Below are 17,485 nucleotides of genomic sequence, written 5' to 3'. Positions count from 1 at the left end.
GTAGTTGAGAACTGCAGATGGAAGTGAGGACTGAACTATTAAAACTTTCTGGAGAAAGGGGGAGCAGCCAAGGAGTTTTGAGAAAAGAAAGGCTGAGACTGTCCCGCCGAAGAACCGGACGGCTGAGCCCAAAAGGCTGATTTCAAATTCAGAGAGGGTAATTTTTGAGAGGCTTATTCCAATTGAGAAGAGCATTAAGGGAAGAGTGGCGTCTCCTGTGAGCTTTACCATCTTCTCTATTCCCGGGGGGAGCTCCACCCCCTTTAGGAGAAAGGAGAGAAAAAGGGCATAGATGAGAGGGATTTTAAGAGCTGAGACGATTCCTTCCTTTACGCTTCCTTTCAGAACAACAATTCCTAAGGTAAAGTGGTAAACGGCCATAACAACCATGTAGGTAATGGCAACGGGGAGTGCCTTTTCGCCAAACATGAGAAGAATCAGAGGAAGTCCCATGTAGCCGGCGTTCATTACAGTTGACGAGAGCTCAAAGGCAGGGTTTCTCTTTTTGAGGAAGAGGAGCTCTGAAAGAACGGAAAAGGCATAGACGCCGAAGAAGACCCCAAGGGCCGTTAAAGAGATGCAGGAGATGTTTGAGAGGTTCAGGGGAAGCTCCCTGAATGAGGAGAAGATGAGGGCGGGAGCGAAGAAGTAGAGAACTATCGTTGAAATGGTTTTTGTCTCAAGGTCTTTCCAGATTTTGCCCGAGAGGTAGCCAAGGCCGATGAGAAGGTAAACGGGAAAGATGACGTTTAGAAGGAGCCTCCCCATTAGAGAGCTCTCCCCCTCACCCTTTCGTTCCCTTTTCTCTCTGTAAGCCCTAAAGAGTCAAGGTATTCTAAGATTGGAATTGCAAACTTCCTGCTGATGTTCAGGTAGTCTTTAAACTCCGAAACTGAGAGTGTCTCTTTCCTGTTAAAGTGCTCCTTCAGAATCTCCTCTATCCTCTCAAAGCTCTGTGGTGAAAAGAGGAAATCTCCAATTCTGTGGTATCCCTTCTCCCTCACAAGGTAAGAGGCGGCCATGTAGACCTTATCCTCAGGGATACCGGTGCTCTTTGAGAACTCCTTGAGGGACGGAGGCGTAAATCCCCCTTCACGAGAGGCAGATTCAAGCTTCTCCACTATCTCCTTAAACTCCCCTTCTGCCTTCGGTTTAAAGCCCTTCATCCTCAGGTAAGAGCCCTCTTCCTCTAAAACACCCTTCCCGATGAGCTCAGAGACAACGAGGCTGAAGAGCTCCCCGGGGAGTTTAAGGGAGCTCCTCAAGGACTCCCTGTTAATCCCCGGAGCAACCGGGTATCTCCTGTGGAACTCCTCAACTGCCTCAATCAGCTCTTTGCGAACCTGACCCAGGTAGTTTGACGGGTAGAGTTTGCCGTCTGAAACAAAAATTTCCCCTCTCTCAACAGCTTCTTCAACAAGTTTTTTGGCCTCTTCAGGTGTTAGCCCCAACCTCTGGACAAAGTCCTTCTCCGTTAAAAGCCCCGGGAATTTTAAAACTAAGTGAAAAATGAGCCCTTCCTTCTTCCCTTTAACTAAGGGCTCTATAAACTCAAGGTACTTCTCTCTGAAGCGCCTTCTGAACTTTCTCTCAGGTAGAGGATTGACTATCCAGCCACCCCCGATAACCCTTGCAGGAGAGTAGTTCCTGACGACGAACCGGTCTCCGTAGACGGGAACAACCTCATCCCTCAGCCTTATCTGAACGAGGGCACTCTCTCCGGGAAGGAGCTCCTCCCTGTCTATCAGGTAAACCTCACCTTCGGTTTCAGAGGTTAAGTGGTGGAAGTGAACCTTGAAACCGCTCTCAACAATTACGCTGGCATTCTTTGAGAGTTCTAAAACGGCATCAACCATTTTTGTCGGCTTCAGGTAGCCGGGAGTGGATAGCAGGTCTCCCCTCTTAACCTCCTCCTTTGAGACAGAGGCAAGGTTTACAGCAGTCCTCTGACCGGCAAAGGCCTCCTCAACAGGCTTTCCGTGAACCTGAATGCCCCGAACTTTTGTCTTTAGGCCTTTCGGGAGTATCTCAATCTCATCTCCAACCTTTACTTTCCCGGAAAGGAGTGTTCCCGTTATTACCGTTCCAAACCCCTTTACTGTAAAAGACCTGTCAACGGGGAGCCTCAAAATCCCTTCAGAGCTCCTCGGCTCAACCTCTTCAGAGAGTTTTTCAAGGGCTTTAAGGAGCTCCCCTATCCCCTCGCCGGTTTTTGAAGAGACGGGGATGACGGGAGCTTCCTCTAAAAACGTTCCCTTTGTAAACTCCTTAACCTCTTCCTTTACAAGCTCTAACCACTCCTCATCAACCAAATCTTTCTTCGTTAGAACAACAATTCCCTTCTTCGTTCCAAGAACCTGACAGACAGTAAGGTGTTCCTCCGTCTGGGGCATTATCCCCTCATCTGCAGCAACAACAAAGAGAACAAGATCTAAACCGTGGGCGCCGGCCAGCATGTTCTTTATGAACTTCTCGTGGCCGGGAACGTCAACAATCCCAATCAGTGTGCCGTTTGGGAGTTTCAGGTGGGCAAACCCCAGGTCAATTGTCATCCCCCTCTTCTTCTCCTCCTCCCACCGGTCTGTGTCTATGCCGGTTAAGGCCTTAATGAGCGTAGTTTTCCCGTGGTCTATGTGGCCTGCCGTTCCAACAACTAAGAACTTCTTACTTCGCATAGTCTACTGCCCTTGTTTCCCTTATAACGGTTATCTTAATCTGGCCGGGATACTGAACTTCCTCCTCAATCTTCTTTGAAATCTGATGGGCTAAGAATGCTGCCTCCTCGTCTGTAATCTTATCGGGCTCAACCATTATCCTCACTTCCCTTCCAGCCTGAATTGCAAAGGCCTTCATAACACCGGGGAAGGACTCTGCAATGCTCTCTAGCTTCTCAATCCTCTTTATGTAGGCTTCCAGGCTCTCTCTCCTTGCTCCCGGCCTTGCGGCAGATAGGGCATCGGCAGTTGCAGCGCAGACAGACTCAACCGTTGTGAACTCAACCTCTCCGTGGTGGGCGGCAGCTGCGTTTACAACTGCTTCCGGCTCCCCGTATTTCTTGAGGATATCTGCTCCGATTATTGCGTGGGAGCCTTCAACCTCGTGGGTTACGGCCTTTCCGATGTCGTGGAAGAGCCCTGCACGTTTGGCAAGCTGAACGTCTGCACCAATTTCAGCGGCTATCATTCCGGCAAGGTAGGCAACCTCTTTAACGTGCTGGAGAACATTCTGGCCGTAGCTGGTTCTGAACTTGAGCCTTCCAAGGAGTTTCTTAAGTTCAGGGTGAACGTTGTCTATTCCCAGCTCAAAGAGAACCTCCTCTGCGGCGCTGAGCATCTCCTGTTCAATCTCCTGCTTAACCTTCTCAACAACTTCCTCAATCCTTGCCGGATGGATACGGCCGTCTGCAACTAACCTTTCAAGGGCTATCCTCGCAATTTCTCTCCGAACGGGGTCAAAGCAGGAGATGGTTACCGCCTCAGGGGTGTCGTCAATTATCAGGTCAACCCCCGTTGCAAGCTCAAAAGCCCTTATATTCCTTCCCTCTCTGCCGATTATCCTTCCCTTCATCTCGTTGTTTGGAAGATCAACAACTGAAACGGTTGTTTCTGCAACCGTATCCGTGGCAAGGCGCTGAATAGTCGTTGCAAGTATCTTCTTAGCCCTTCTCTCTGCAGTCTGCTCAAACTCCTCCTCAATTCTCTTATACCTAACGGCAAGGTCTCTCCGAACCTCCTCCTCCATACGGCGGAGGAGCTCCTCAACGGCCTCCTCCTTCGTCATTCCAGAGATCTCTTCAAGCTTCTTCAGCTCCTCATCTAAGAGCTGGCTCAGTTTTACCTCTTTCTCAAGGAGCTCCGCCTCCAACTTCTCAACCTCAGCCCTCTTCTCCTCAAGCTCTGTCTCAAGCTTGTCTAAAAACTCTGCCCTTCTATCAAGGTTCTCCTCCCTCTTATCTAACGTTGACTCCCTCTTGTCTAAGTATTCCTCACGGCGAAGGAGCCTCTTCTCAAGCTCTGCAAGCTCCTTCCTCTTCTCCTTGAGCTCTTCTTCTAAACGCTCCCTCTCCTTGAGAACCTCCTCTTTGGCCTCTAAAATGGCTTTTTTGCGGAGCTCCTCGTACTTCTCCTCTGCTTCCCTCTCAAACTTCTCAGCTTTCTTCCTTATCTCCTCGGCCTCTTCCTGAGCCCTCCTAATGATTCTCTCCGCTTCAGCTTTTGCTTCTTCTCTTATAGTTCTCTCAATCTCTTCGCGGGCAACCTGTCCTCTTCTGCTGCCAACAACGTAACCGCCGGCAAGACCTGAAACTATTGCCAGTATGGCAACTAAGATTGATTCCATTCCTTCCTCCTTATCCAGAATTTCTCTGTAGTAATGTAGTCAACGGGAACGTCAAATGGGTCGTGGGGAACCCTATCAAAGAGCTGAAAAGAGAAGCAGACCCCAACTCTGGCCTTTGTTCTGAAAGATTTTAGAAACCTGTCGTAGAAGCCTCCCCCGTATCCAACCCTGAAGCCGTAAACGTCAAAGGCAAGGCCGGGAACAAAGACGACATCAACCTGGTTTAAGACCCGGCGGAAGTCAAGGGGCGGTTCAGGAATCCCGAACCTGCCGGGGGAGAGCTCCCTTAAAGAACTCACCTCTATGGGAAGAATCTCCTTCCCGCTAACCTTCGGAAAGGCAACTCTTTTGCCGGCCTTGAGGAGTTTTTCTGCCAGAGGAGTTATGTCAGGTTCGCTGTTTATTGGATAGTAGAAGAGGAAACTTTCTGCGTGCGGATAGAGATTCAGGACTCCTTTGAGCTGCTCTGTTACCCGGTTGCTCTTTATCTTCCACTCATTTTCTGTAAGCAGACTCCTCCGCTGACGGATGTAACTCCGAACGGTCTCTTTAGATGGCAACATCAACTCCTGAGGTGGAGTTGGGGCTAAGGGAAGGGTTAGGGGGCGAGCTTGTTGGGTTTTATCAGGAGCTTTGCTCCCTCTTCCAACCTTTTAATTTCCTCTCCAAGCTCAAAGATCTGCTTCCTGAGGGATTCGTTCTCATCTAAAAGGTAAAAACAGGCAACAACTAAGGCCTTATCAAACGTAACCCTGCTGTTGCCCGATTTTATCTTCTCAACCATATCTTCCAGTTTCTGGGCAAGCTTCTTAACGTATTCAGGGTCTCTGTCCGTCTTTATGTTAAACTTCCTTCCCGATATAACAACTTCAACTGTTTGCGGTAAGCTCAACTTCTCTTCCTCTTAGCCCCTTAAAGTAGCTCCTATTTTAGCAAGCGAATCAATTATAACACCTAAAATTTTATTAACTTCCTCGTCCGATAGGGTTCTGTCGGGAGCTCTGAAGGTTAAAGAGAACGCAACGCTCTTTTTCCCTTCAGGTATTCCCTTACCCTCGTAAACGTCAAAAAGTGTTAGCTTTTCAAGGAATTTTGCACTTTCCCTTATCACCTTTTCAATCTCTGCAACGGGAGTTTCCCTGTCAACTAAAACGGCAATGTCCCTCATAACCGGCGGGAACTTGGGAATAGGTTTAAACTCCGTTTTCACCTCTTCTGAAGCCTTAAGGAGCTCCTCCAGATCCAGCTCTCCAACGAAAATTTCCTCTTTCACGTCAAAGGCCTCGTTAACGTCCGGATGGAGCTTCCCGATGAAGCCGACAGGTTTTCCGTTGAGGAGAACCTCTGCAGACTGCCCCGGGTGGAGAAATGTGTAGGAATCAGTTGCCTTGAACTCTAAAGGAACCTTTAAGAACTCTGAGAGGGTTTCAGCAACTCCTTTAAGGTCGTAGAAGTCAACCTTTCTCCTGTTCCACAGGCCTTCAGGAACCTCCCCGGTAATGAGTAGTCCCAACTTGAGCTTCTCTAAGGGGAGTTCCTCACCGCTCGGAATAAAGGCCTTCGCAACCTCAAAGAGGAAGACGTCTCTCTCGTTCCTGTTTATGTTGTTGACGGCGTTCTGGACGAGGCTGGGGAAAATGTAATCCCTCATGTAGACCCACTCTTCTGAGAGGGGGTTCTTTATTCTGATGAGATTATCAACAGGAAGGCCGAACTTAGAGTAGAGCTTCTCACCTATGAAGCTGTAGTTTATCGCCTCGTTGAGGCCTAAATCGGAAAGGAGCTCCCTTACCTTCTCAACCCTGAAATAGCCGAAGTTCCTTTCAATCTCAGAGTGCATTAAGGGATAGGTGCTTACAACGTTCTTCATTCCGTAGATTCTGACAACTTCCTCTATAAGGTCAACCTCTCTGCTTACGTCATACTTTCTCCAGGAAGGGACTTTAACTACTAAGTAGTCCTGCTCCTTCTTAACGGTGAAACCGAGTTTTGAGAGGATTTCAGCGCTCCTCCTTGCAGGTATGTGGACCCCAAGGAGCTTAACAGCCCTTTCAGGTGAGAAAACAATAACCTTTGGAGTATAGGGCTTCGGGTAAAAGGAGAGGTTCCCCTTCGCCGCTTTTCCGCCGGTGAGCTTCTGAATCAAGTGGAGAGCTCTCTCTGCGGCAAAGGTGCAGGCCTCAATGTCTGCACCCCTCTCAAACCGGTAAGAGGAGTCTGTTGAGAGGCCCAACCTCTTTGAGGTCCTCCTTATTGTCATGGGCTCAAAGTGGGCAGATTCTAAAAAGAGGTTAACTGTGTTAAAGTCGGTTCTGCTCTCCTCCCCTCCCATAACTCCGGCAATGGCTACAGGTTTTTCTGCGTCTGCTATTACAAGGTCGTTTTTGGAGAGCTCCCTCTCAACGCCGTCTAAAGTAATTATCTTCTCTCCATCCTTAGCACGGCGGACAATGACCTCTCTACCCTTCAGCCTATCAAGGTCAAAGGCGTGGAGCGGCTGGCCGAGTTCATACATAACGTAGTTCGTAACGTCAACAACGGCGTTTATCGGCCTCAAGCCGACCAAGTAGAGGCGAACCTTCATCCAGAGGGGAGACTCTCTATTCTCAATTCCTTTAACGACAAACCCTTCGTACCTCGGGCAGGCTGCAGGGTCTAAAACCTCTAGAGAGGCCTCGTCTTTTGCCTCAAAATCCCCCGTCTCATAAGTAGTTTCAGGGAGCTTAATGTTCCTTCCAAGGGCGGCGCGGAGCTCCCTTGCAATTCCAAGAACTGAGAGGGCATCCGGCCTGTTTGTCGTTATCTCATATTCAATAACCCAATCATCTAAACCCAGAACCTCCTTAATGTCTTTCCCTATTGGCGTATCTTCGGGAAGTATCATAATTCCAGAGGAGCTCTCAGAGAGGCCCAGCTCTTCTTCAGAACAGAGCATTCCGTTTGAGACAACTCCCCTCAGCTTGCTCCTCTTTATCCTTACGCCAATGGGAAGCTTTGAGCCGTGGAGCGCAACGGGAACAACGGCTCCCTCGTAAACGTTATCTGCACCGGTAACTATCTGAAGGACAGTATCCCCAACGTCAACCTGGCAGATCCTCAGCCTGTCGGCGTTCGGGTGCTTTGTTATTTCGGTAATCTTTCCCGTTACAACCTTTTCAAGGTTCTCTGCGGCGTAGCGGACAGAGTCAACCTCTATTCCAACGTCTGTGAGGATGTCTGCAACCTCCTGAGGTGAGAGGTCATCTATATCAATAAACTCCTTCAGCCAGTTGTAGGTTATCTTCATCTTAAACTCCCCTGAACTGTCTTAAGAATCTCAGGTCGTTCTCAAAGAAGAGCCTGAGGTCGTCTATTCCGTATTTGAGCATTGCGATTCTCTCAACCCCCATCCCAAAGGCAAATCCCTGGTAGACTTCAGGGTTTATATCAACGGCCTTGAAGACTGCCGGGTCAACCATTCCACAACCTAAAATCTCAAGCCATCCCGTTCCCTTACAGACCTTACACCCCTTACCGCCGCAGATTACACAGCCGATATCAACTTCGGCACTTGGCTCAGTAAAGGGGAAGTAAGACGGACGGAATCTAACCTTTGTGTCTGAACCGAAAATCTCTTTCAGAAAGACCTCAAGAACCCCTTTTAGGTCTGCAAACGTAACCTTCTCGTCAACCATTAACCCTTCAACCTGATGGAACATTGGGGTGTGTGTAATGTCTGCGTCCTTCCTGTAGACCTTTCCCGGGGCAATTATCTGAATCGGCGGCTGGTGCTTCTCCATAACCCGAACCTGAACGGGAGAGGTGTGGGTTCTTAAGACAACGTCGTCTGAAATGTAGAAAGTGTCCTGCATCTCTCTGGCTGGGTGGCCTTTGGGGATGTTCAGAGCTTCAAAGTTGTAAAAGTCTGTTTCTATTTCAGGCCCTTCTGCAACTGTAAAGCCCATAGATGTAAATATTCTCACTATCTCCTTGAGGGTCTTTGTTACAGGGTGGAGAGCTCCCAGCCCTCTCCTTCTCCCAGGGAGGGTTACGTCTATCCTCTCCTTCTCCAACTTTTCTCTCTTTTCTTTCTCCTTCAGCTCTTTCAGTTTTCCTTTTATGGCCTCTTCAATTTCAGACTTTAAAACGTTGCAGGCCTTACCAAATTCCTTTCTCTCTTCAGGCGGGAGTTTTGGAATCTCTTTCAAAAGCTGCGTTACCTTTCCTTTTCTTCCGATATACTCAACCCTTAACTTCTCAAGCTCTTCAGTTGTTGAAACCGATTTCAGTTTGTTGGTAAACTCATCTCTGATATGGGAAATTTTATCTGTAGCCATAACTTCTACCCCTTACGTTGGTGCAGTGGGAATTATAAACAATAGGGAGAAATTCCGCATTGGAGAAGTTCCACCTTCTCATTGAGATACTGAAAACTCTGATAAAGGCGAACAGATCTCTTGAAACGGGGGAGCTCCACCGGGAACTGGTAAAAACTGGTGTTCTCAACGACTCGGAATCAAGAGTTGAAAGGAGAAAACTTTTAAGGGCTCTATCTACACTTGAAGCCCTGAGGTATGTAGAAGCCGTTGAGTCTAAGGGAAGAAAACCTTTCAGCTGGAAGCTGAACCACGAAAAGTTCCGTTTTCTCACTTCCTACTCGCCGGAGGAATTGATATCAGTTGCTGTTCTTTTCTCTTTTTTTCCGCGCCACTACAGGAACCTTCCCTTTTTCCAGAAAGCTTTTAACGTTGTAGAGCGGTTTGAGAGGGAGCTCCCGGAGGAAGAGAGGAAACTCCTCAGGTTCTCCTTTGAGAGAATTCCCATTCCAAACGAGAGGTTTGTCCGCCTTGAGGCTTCTGTTGTTGAAAAACTCATAGGAGCTCTCCTTGAGAACAGGAAAGTTTACTTCATCTACAGGGGAAAAGCCTTCAGGGTTTTTCCCGTAAAGTTCTTCACCTACAACGGCCAGTTCTACCTTGGAGCGTTAGACGACAGAACCTACAGGAACTTTCTGGTAAGCAGAATTGAAAACGTGGAAGTCCTCAACGAAAAGATTTCTCTAAAGCAGAAGAAAGCCCTTGTTAACAGGACATTTAAGATTCCCGACGAGGAACCGTTTATTTTTGGAGCTCTTCTTCCCAGAACTTACGCAACGGAAATTGAGCTTAAAAGAGGGATAAAGTTCTTCCCCACTCAGTTCCACTCAAGACTTACAGATTCAGGCATAGAGGTGTTTTTAGTCGGTTTTACAGGGAAGCGTTTTGTCAGCTGGTTCCTGGTTGAAAAGGTTCTCTCTCTTATTCCTCCAAGCGATGAAATGGTTGAAATAGCGAAGGAACTGAAAATTAAAGAAAAAGAACCAAAGCTTAGTTACAGTTTAAAAACCAACAGAGAAAGGTTCAACCGATTCAGAAGGAAGGGATCTGAAATACTAAAACTGAGAATATCTGTTTTTGAGAGCTAATGAGTCAACATTTGACTCTTTCATAGTTTATTATAGTTCTGAGCAACAAAAAAGGGGAAGGAGCGGGGAAGCTTGCCGGGTGGGGGGAAACTCCCCCCTTTTCCTCTAACTGAAAAGCCTTTTACAGCTTTTATACCAGTTGAGGTAGTTCTCAGCGGCCTTTAAAAGGTCTTTTCCTGCACAGCGGAGCTCCCTCTTAAAGCGCCTTCTCTCCCTTTTTGTCCCGTTGAAGGCTAAAATCTGGGGAGATTCATTGAACTCCTTTGAGAGTCTCTCAAAGATTGCCTTCAGTGACCCCTGAAGTTTAACGGTTTCGCCGTTTGCTCTGACCCAGAGCTCCATGGCCAACCTCCCTTCAGGATTTCGCGTTCCGTTAATTTATTCCGCTTAAAAAACGGGTCAATTGCCCTTAAGAACTCTGAAAAGTGAAAGGAGTTTTTCTGGCGGGAGCTCCTCAGCCCTCCTGTCTGAAAGCTCCTCAAACCCTTCAGGAAACGTTTTTAATCCTAAGTTCTTTTTTAGCTTTTTCCTTCTGTGGGAAAAGGCCTTCTTTAAGAAACTCTCAAAGGAAAGGAGCTCCCCCTCTTCCATATCAAACCCTGTGGGAACCATTCTGAAAACCGTTGACCAGACCTTTGGTGGTGGAACAAAGGCTTTTGGGTGAACGTCAAAGAGCTTCTCAATCCTGAAAAAGGGGTGAAGAAGAGCCGGAAGATACCCGTATTCCTTACCTTTTGTAGCTGCCAACCGGTCTGCAACCTCCTTCTGAACCATAAAAATCCCTTCCTTAAAAACGCTCCTGTGCTTTAAAAGATTCCTGATAATCGCAGTTGAGACGTTGTAGGGAAGGTTTCCAAAAAACTTCCACTTCCCGCCAAGCCGTGAGAAATCAAAATCTGTGGCATCGGCTCTGATAACTCTTACAGAGTTTCCAAACTTCTCTTTCAAATATTCAACCCACTGAGGGTCAAGTTCAATGAGGACAAGCTCTTTCGGTTCCCTCTTTAAAATTTCCTCTGTGAGAGCTCCCCCACCGGGTCCTATCTCAATAACTCTGTCTTCAGGTGAAACGTTCCCGGCATTAACAATCCTCTTTACAACGTTTTTATCCCTCAAAAAGTGCTGTCCTAACGATTTCTTAAGCTTCATCTTCAACGGGAATAACCTTCACCTTAACCGATTTAAACCGGGCGGTTTTAACGAACCTGTCGGCTTCATCCCCAAAAAGGAAGTTTATGCCGCTCTTAGCCCTGTGGAACGTTACAAAGAAAGTTCCCGGCCTTATGTGGGGATTGAACTCAACCGGCAGAGGAGCTGTTTTCCCATACTGAGAGACGAGAATCACCCTTTCACTGTTCCCGATTCTTTCCCTATCTTCAGGGCTTGCATAGACAACGTCTTCTTTAAACATCCTAAACTTCTCCAGAGTTTCGCAGCGGGAAGTCTGGTTGGCGTTGTTGTAGTGAGGAAGAACTCTGCCGGTTGTCAGGTAAAAGTCTGAAATCCGGCCGGTTTCAATAAGTTCTTTCACCATCCCCCTCAGCTCATACTGGGAGTAGTAGAGCTTCGCCCTTCCATCTTCCGTCGGAAACCTCTCTTTAAACAGAATGGGGGTTCCCTTGCCGCTTTTAACAGGCCACTGGGGAGCGTTGAGAATGCTTTCTTTCAACAGTTTATACTCCGCTCCGCCAAACCTCTCAGGTGCAGCCTTTCTCAGGTCGTTCCACACATCTTCAGAGGTTTTAAAGCCGAAATCGTTTCCCAACCTCTTTGAAACTTCGGCTACAACTTCCCAGTCGTCGGGCAGTTCAGACTCAAATACCGGCTCAGAGAGGTGGAGCCTCCTCTCAGCGTTGATGTAGACTCCGGTTTTCTCGTAGCAGCTCTTTACGCCGAAGACCACATCTGCAAACTCTGTAATCTGACAGGGAAAGAGCTCGTTAACAACTAAAAAGTCAAGTTTTTTAAGGGCTTCTCTAACCTTGTTCTGATTGGGGTGAACGTGGGCAATGTCCTCTCCCATAACCCAGAGAGCCTTTATCTCTCCACGCAGAATGGCGTCTATAACTTCAGGCGTTTTGTAGCCTTCAACCTCAGGTTTCCTGTAATCGGGAAGGAAGTAGGGAAGCATTCCAACGTCGCAGGCTCCCTGAACGTTGTTCTGACCTCTCAGAGGTAGAAGACCGCACCCTTCCTTCCCAACGTTTCCCGTTAAAAGTGCAACGTTTGCAATTGCAGCAACAGACTCGCTTCCGTCTATATGCTCTGTTATTCCAAGTCCCCACAGGAATACTGTTCTCTTCTTAGAAATTTCCTCTGCAAGGCGGTAGATTTCGTCCGTTAAGTACTCGTATCCGGGAATTTTTTTGAAGACCTCCGGCTTTGCCCAATCATCTGAGAGTATCCTCTCTTTGAACTCCTCAAAGTTTGAGACCCTCTCTTTAACAAACTCTCTATCGTAGAGCTCCCCCTCAACAATTGCCCGTGAGAGGGCATTTAAAAAGAGAAGATTAGACTCATAGGGAATTGTGAGCCTGTACTTTGCAAACCTGTAAAGGCCTATCTCTCTTACGTCTAAAACCGCCAGAGGAACTCCCTTCCTTGCCTGTTCAATTATCCTGTGGCTTACAATAGGGTGGGCCTCTGTTGTGTTTGAGCCGAGAACGAAGATGAACTCTGCGTTGTAAACCTCGTCAAAGGGAACCGATGCCGCTCCCTCTCCAACTGTTAACCTTAAACCCTTCAAAGATGGGGCATGGCAGATGCGGGCACAGTTGTCAACGTGAGGAGAGCCAACAACTTCCCTTGCGAACTTCTGGAAGAGGTAGGCACTCTCGCAGTTTGTCCTTGCCCCGCCTATTGCCGCAAAGGAGCTCCCCCCGAACTTCCCCGTTATCTGCTTCAGTTTCTCTGCAGTTATCCTGTAGGCCGTTTCGTAGGGAACAATGAAGAAACCGTCTTTTTCCTCCAAACCAGAGCTGTCTATCCCGAACTCCTTAAGGAGCTCCCCCCTTACCAGAGCTCCCCTTATCCTTTCAGGGTGGTTAACAAACTGGTGGCCGAACCTCCCCTTTATACAGAGCTTCCCCTTGCTTACAACTCCATCACTCAGGGGAACAACCTCTCCGTTCTCAAAGCCGAGCTCACATCCCACTCCACAGTAGGTGCAGACAGTTCTTTTCAAGAGCTCCTCCTGAACCAGTATGGGGAGTTAAAGATACCACAGGGGAACTGTTTAAGAACAAATTTAGCATATATCAACTATTAGAACACTACTAACATTACAACACTTGACACATTCTAATAGTCTGACTATATTTCCACCTACCCTCCCTCCTTCCAGTTCCCATGGTACCCTCCTTAGCCGGCTCCGGCCGGCTTACCCTTTACACCTCTTTAGCCTGAAGAGAGAGTCTTTAACAGGAATATTTTTCTCTATCCTCTCCAGAATAAAAGTCTCTTCCGTCCCGTCGCGCTGAACGGCCTTCAGGGACTTGAGCTTTCCTTTCTCAAAGAAGAGGACAAACTCCCTGAAAAATGGGTCTTTCCCCTTTGCCCTGCAGACAACCACCTCTGAGTCTCCACTCTTTTTGTCCTCAACAACCTGAAACTCCTTCAAGAACTCTTCCGGAGATTCTGCAAGGAGCAAGAGAGGAAACAGGTTCAGGTTCTCTTTCAGGGAAGATACCTGGCAGGAGCCGTCGTCAAAAACGGTTTCAATTTCCTTTCCGTTGGAAACTATCTCCATTCTGCTCCCCCAGGTGTAGCGCCAGAGGAACTTCAGAGGCCTTTTGTAGAAAATCTCCCCCCTGTAAAGGGTTACATCGTTTCCGGCAACGGGAAGAACGGTCTTCTGTCTGAAAACGATGTAGACGGTTTTTGTGTTCTTAAACAGGTTCAAAAGGTTTTTGGGGAGCTCCCCTCCCAAAGAGCTTACAGAAGCGAGTAAAAGAGCAACGAGAGTTATCAGGGTCTTCACAACAGCCTCCCGGCCATTAAATTAAACTGAAACCCACTACGGGAGAGAGAATGAGAGTCGTTGGTGGAAAGTATAGAGGCAGGGTTATCAAGTCAATGCCTAAAAGGGAAGACACAAAACTGTTAAGGCCAACAACAGAGAGGGTTAAGGAGTCCGTTTTTTCAATACTGAACAACTACTTAGATGGAGTAAAGTTCTTAGACCTCTTTGCAGGAACGGGGGCGGTTGGAATAGAGGCCTTGAGCCGCGGGGCAAAAAAGGTAGTTTTCGTTGAGAACGACAAACGCTTCTGCAACCTCATAAGGGAAAACCTGAAAAAGTTAGGAGTTCCAAGGGAAAGCTACGAAATCATCTGCTCAGACTACACAGATGCACTGAAAAAACTCGCACGTAGAGGAGAGGTTTTTGACTTTATCTACGCAGACCCTCCATACGAAAAGGGCTACTACACGCGAATTGTAAACATGGTGAGAAAGCTTGGCCTTTTAGACAGAGACGGCCTTTTAATTTTGGAAGAGCCTAAGAAAAATCCGTTCATTCCTGAAGACGAGGAGTGGTTAGTTGAGAAGAGGCACTACGGAACAACAACGGTAAGTTTCCTAAACTTTAACCCTGAGGAGGAGTAATGTTTGAGATATCAAAAACCTTTGAGTTCTCCGCCGCCCACTCTGTCCACTCACAGAAGTTAAACCCTGAGTGGGCTGGGAGCTCCTACCCAAAATGCCGCCGCCTATTAGGTCACGGCCACAACTATAGGTTAACCATCTACCTGAGGTCTGAGAAGCTTGACTCTTCCCAGATGGTCACAGACTTTGGCCACCTGAAGTGGCTAAAGGAGTTCATAGACGACTGCTTTGACCACAAGCTCATAATCGGAAGCGACGACCCGGCCTTTGAAATACTCCTTGAAAAGTTAGGAATCCTTGAAAACGGAAAAGTAAAAGTTCCCTTTGGAGAGGCAAATTTCGTTTTAGTTAACACCGGCTTCAGGCTTGAAACGGGAAGAACCTCTGAAGTTGACCTGAAGGTGATTAAAAAGGTTCCATTCTTCACCTTCAACAACTACTCATCAGAGGAAAAGAGCCCACTAACAGACTTCTACCAGAGGCTCATTGACGGAACGGCATTCTTTAAGGGCTCTCCAACATCAGAAAACCTTGCAAGGTTCTTCTATAGGTTCGTATCGGAAAACGTTAAACCTTTAGGCGTTGAGTGCTCTAAAGTGGAAATCTACGAAACTCCAACGTCGTGTGCCTCTTACAGCGAAAGATGAGGGAGAAGTTAAAGACCGTTCCAGAATTACCGGGAGTTTATCTCTTTAAAGACAGAAACGGAAAGGTTCTTTACGTTGGAAAGGCTAAATCTTTAAGGGACAGGCTCTCTACACACCTTTCTGCAACAGACCCCAACGATAAGAGCTATAGGATTGTTAAGGCTTCCAGCAACTTTGACTACATAGTTGTAAAGAGCGAAAGGGAGGCATTAGAGCTTGAGGCCGAACTCATTAAAAAGCATCTGCCCCCGTTTAACGTTCTATTGAAAGACGACAAGAGCTACCCCTACCTGGTCATTACAGATGAGGAGTTTCCAACGGTAAAAATCGTGAGGAAGAAAGACTCTGTAAAGGGGGAAAAGTTCGGCCCCTTTATCCCACCAAAGAACGCAAGGAAGTTAAAGGAGCTCCTCCACAGAGTTTTCAAGCTGAGAAAGTGCAAGGAGTTAAAAAAGAGGGAAAAACCGTGCCTTCAGTTCTACATAGAGAGGTGCACTGCCCCCTGCACCGGAAACGTTGGGAAGAGGGAATACAGGAAGCAGGTTGAGGGAGCTCTCTCATTCCTGAAAGGGGATGTTAAAGGCCTCATAAAGAGGCTCTACAGGGAGATAGAAGAGGCAGCTGAAAGGCTTGAATTTGAAAGGGCTGCCGCCCTGAGAGATCAGCTCCTATCGGTCAAAGAGGTCTACTCTCGGAGCTCCCTCCTCTTTGACTCCTACCCAAACTGCGACATCTTCTACTTAGAAGAGAGAAACGGTCTCTTCAACGGCGTTAAATTAACGGTTAGAAACGGAATCATCTACGGAAAAGAGACCTTCTCCTTTGACCCTGTTGACCCGTGGGAAGAGAAACTTTTAGAGGAGCTTTTCACCTACGGAAAGGCAAGAATTGACGAGAGCGTAGTTGGAACGATATGGCTCAAGAACACTTACAGAGACGGAGAGCTTCCTGAGAAAATCCTCACAAACTTTACTCCCCTTGAAACTTCAATAAAAACGGAGCCCATACCGGAGGAGCTCCTTCCCCTCGTTAAGAGGAACAGGGAAACCGTTAAGGTCAGATACGACCTAAAAGAGCTCAAAGAGGAGTATGAAAGGGTCTTCTACGACCAGTTCCCGGAAAGAGTTGAAACCTTTGACATCTCAACCCTTCAGGGAAAGGCAACAGTAGGTTCCTGTATAGTTTGGGAAAACGGAAAGTTTGTGAAAGACGACTACCGACGCTACAGGGTTAAAACAGTTAAAGGAGTAAACGACTACGCCGCAATGGAAGAGGTCTTAACAAGGCGGTTTAAGAAGATAAAGAACAGAGAGGTAAAGAAACCTGATTTAGTCCTCATAGACGGTGGAATCGGCCAGCTCAACGTTGCCATAAGGGTTAGAGACTCTTTAGGCCTTGACTTCAGAGTCTTCTCAATAGCAAAAAGGGAAGAGCTCGTCTTCACAGACGACGGAGAAGTTGTTGAAACGAAGAAATACCCCCACCTTTTCAGGTTCTTCACCTCTTTAAGGGACGAAGCCCACAGGTTTGCCCTTTCCTACAACAGAAAGGTGAGAGCAAAGGAGATGCTCAAAAGCCCCCTTGACGGAATAAAAGGGCTTGGAGTCAAGAGGAGAAAGCTCATTGAGAAGTTCTACCCGGATTTGAGGGAGCTCTCTGCCGCCACCCCTGAAGAACTTGCTAAGATTGGAATACCTCTGAAAGTTGCAAAGGAGGTTGTTGAGAGGGCTAAGGAAATCTTCAGTTAGGGGGAGGAGATGAACGACTGGAAAGACAGGCAGGTTCAGAGGGCCGTTAGAAACATCTTCAGACAGAACCTCTGCGCAAGGAGAGAGGATAAAGTTTTAATCCTTACAGATAACTATAAAGAAAAAGTTGGGGAGCTCCTCTTCTGGTTCGGTTCAGAGTTCTCCCCCAACATCTCCCACCTGACATACAGACCAACAGGGAGACACGGCCTTGAGCCCCCTGAAGAGGTCTGGCGGGCAGCCTTTGGAAACGAGTTCTTAGAGGAGGTAAAGCAGAAAGGCCTTTTTGAGAGAATCCTGAGGAAAGAGATAACAGAGGGAGACGAGCTTGAGATTAAGGAAATTCTCCTTGAGACCACAAGCCCGGAGGAGCTCCCAACGGCCGTCATAGCCGTAAACCAGCACTCAATAAGCCACACACTCTTCAGAAAACTCTGCACGGAGTTCCTCTCAATCCGTTTTGCCAGCATGCCCCTCTTTGAGCCCTTCATGTTCTACACGTCACTCCAGGCCAACTGGAACTTAGTTGCAAGGCGTTCAAGAGAAGTTGCCTCACTTCTAGCAGATGCTAAAGAGGTGAAAATTACCTGTCCGTTGGGAACAAACATAACCTTTTCTCTTGAGGGAAGAACAGGACTTGCAGATACGGGAAAGCTCTGCTCACCGGGAGACTTCGGGAACCTTCCTGCAGGAGAGGCTTTCAT

The 17,485-nt window shown here is 47.6% G+C and carries 15 protein-coding genes and 1 pseudogene; 5 read left to right on the top strand and 11 right to left on the bottom strand.

All coding sequences use genetic code 11. The features are described from left to right. The 7 genes from F8H35_RS07725 to pheS all read right to left on the bottom strand — a co-directional run. A partial coding sequence (locus F8H35_RS07725) for an AEC family transporter (protein WP_472572970.1) occupies nucleotides 1-768 on the bottom strand: 768 nt, incomplete at its 3' end. Next, nucleotides 768-2,675, bottom strand: coding sequence for a selenocysteine-specific translation elongation factor (gene selB, locus F8H35_RS07720; protein WP_472572969.1), 1,908 nt, complete (start codon nucleotides 2,673-2,675; stop codon nucleotides 768-770). The genes selB and F8H35_RS07725, both read right to left, overlap by 1 nt. Further along, a complete protein-coding gene (gene rny, locus F8H35_RS07715) occupies nucleotides 2,665-4,338 on the bottom strand; it encodes a ribonuclease Y (protein ID WP_472572968.1) in 1,674 nt (557 codons plus the stop codon). Before rny ends, selB begins: the two co-directional genes overlap by 11 nt. Then, nucleotides 4,323-4,898 (bottom strand): 5-formyltetrahydrofolate cyclo-ligase, encoded by a 576-nt coding sequence (locus tag F8H35_RS07710; protein WP_472572967.1) that lies wholly within the window; start codon nucleotides 4,896-4,898, stop codon nucleotides 4,323-4,325. Before F8H35_RS07710 ends, rny begins: the two co-directional genes overlap by 16 nt. Nucleotides 4,899-4,936: 38 nt before the next feature. Continuing rightward, a complete protein-coding gene (locus tag F8H35_RS07705; RefSeq protein WP_472572966.1) occupies nucleotides 4,937-5,230 on the bottom strand; it encodes a cell division protein ZapA in 294 nt (97 codons plus the stop codon). Between the two features lie 12 nt (nucleotides 5,231-5,242). Then, nucleotides 5,243-7,624, bottom strand: coding sequence for a phenylalanine--tRNA ligase subunit beta (gene pheT, locus F8H35_RS07700; RefSeq protein ID WP_472572965.1), 2,382 nt, complete (start codon nucleotides 7,622-7,624; stop codon nucleotides 5,243-5,245). 1 nt (nucleotide 7,625) lies between these two features. After that, nucleotides 7,626-8,654 (bottom strand): phenylalanine--tRNA ligase subunit alpha, encoded by a 1,029-nt coding sequence (gene pheS, locus F8H35_RS07695; protein ID WP_472572964.1) that lies wholly within the window; start codon nucleotides 8,652-8,654, stop codon nucleotides 7,626-7,628. 59 nt (nucleotides 8,655-8,713) lie between these two features. Here pheS and F8H35_RS07690 point away from each other — a divergent pair, with 59 nt between their 5' ends. Next, on the top strand, nucleotides 8,714-9,781 hold the full coding sequence (locus F8H35_RS07690) for a helix-turn-helix transcriptional regulator (RefSeq protein ID WP_472572963.1): 1,068 nt from the start codon (nucleotides 8,714-8,716) through the stop codon (nucleotides 9,779-9,781). A 105-nt stretch (nucleotides 9,782-9,886) separates the two neighbouring features. Here F8H35_RS07690 and F8H35_RS07685 read toward each other — a convergent pair whose 3' ends face one another. The 4 genes from F8H35_RS07685 to F8H35_RS07670 form a co-directional block, all read right to left on the bottom strand. After that, complete coding sequence (locus tag F8H35_RS07685; RefSeq protein WP_472572962.1) at nucleotides 9,887-10,123, bottom strand: hypothetical protein; 237 nt, start codon at nucleotides 10,121-10,123, stop codon at nucleotides 9,887-9,889. A 57-nt stretch (nucleotides 10,124-10,180) separates the two neighbouring features. Continuing rightward, complete coding sequence (gene rsmA, locus F8H35_RS07680; RefSeq protein WP_472572961.1) at nucleotides 10,181-10,930, bottom strand: 16S rRNA (adenine(1518)-N(6)/adenine(1519)-N(6))-dimethyltransferase RsmA; 750 nt, start codon at nucleotides 10,928-10,930, stop codon at nucleotides 10,181-10,183. After that, nucleotides 10,920-12,965: a molybdopterin oxidoreductase family protein gene (locus F8H35_RS07675; protein ID WP_472572960.1), complete on the bottom strand. Its 2,046-nt coding sequence runs from the start codon at nucleotides 12,963-12,965 to the stop codon at nucleotides 10,920-10,922. The genes rsmA and F8H35_RS07675 overlap by 11 nt, the downstream gene beginning before the upstream one ends. 195 nt (nucleotides 12,966-13,160) lie before the next feature. Next, nucleotides 13,161-13,760: a LolA family protein gene (locus F8H35_RS07670; RefSeq protein ID WP_472572959.1), complete on the bottom strand. Its 600-nt coding sequence runs from the start codon at nucleotides 13,758-13,760 to the stop codon at nucleotides 13,161-13,163. Nucleotides 13,761-13,810: 50 nt separating this feature from the next. On the opposite strand from F8H35_RS07670, the gene rsmD reads away from it, so the two are divergent. The 4 genes and pseudogenes from rsmD to F8H35_RS07650 form a co-directional block, all read left to right on the top strand. Next, the gene (gene rsmD, locus F8H35_RS07665; RefSeq protein ID WP_472572958.1) at nucleotides 13,811-14,386 is read left to right on the top strand and encodes a 16S rRNA (guanine(966)-N(2))-methyltransferase RsmD; all 576 of its coding nucleotides are present in this window, start codon (nucleotides 13,811-13,813) and stop codon (nucleotides 14,384-14,386) included. After that, nucleotides 14,386-15,033 (top strand): 6-carboxytetrahydropterin synthase, encoded by a 648-nt coding sequence (locus F8H35_RS07660; RefSeq protein ID WP_472572957.1) that lies wholly within the window; start codon nucleotides 14,386-14,388, stop codon nucleotides 15,031-15,033. The genes rsmD and F8H35_RS07660 overlap by 1 nt, the downstream gene beginning before the upstream one ends. Then, a complete protein-coding gene (gene uvrC / locus F8H35_RS07655; protein ID WP_472572956.1) occupies nucleotides 15,030-16,781 on the top strand; it encodes an excinuclease ABC subunit UvrC in 1,752 nt (583 codons plus the stop codon). The genes F8H35_RS07660 and uvrC overlap by 4 nt, the downstream gene beginning before the upstream one ends. 9 nt (nucleotides 16,782-16,790) lie before the next feature. Further along, nucleotides 16,791-17,485: pseudogene (locus F8H35_RS07650) on the top strand (aminopeptidase); the annotation flags it as partial.

Origin of the sequence: Thermovibrio sp., assembly GCA_015488335.1 — a bacterium.
In the GTDB taxonomy this organism is placed as follows: Bacteria; Aquificota; Aquificia; order Desulfurobacteriales; family Desulfurobacteriaceae; genus Balnearium.
Note: the sequence above shows the minus strand (reverse complement) of the source record. Positions and strands in the feature narration are given on the sequence as shown.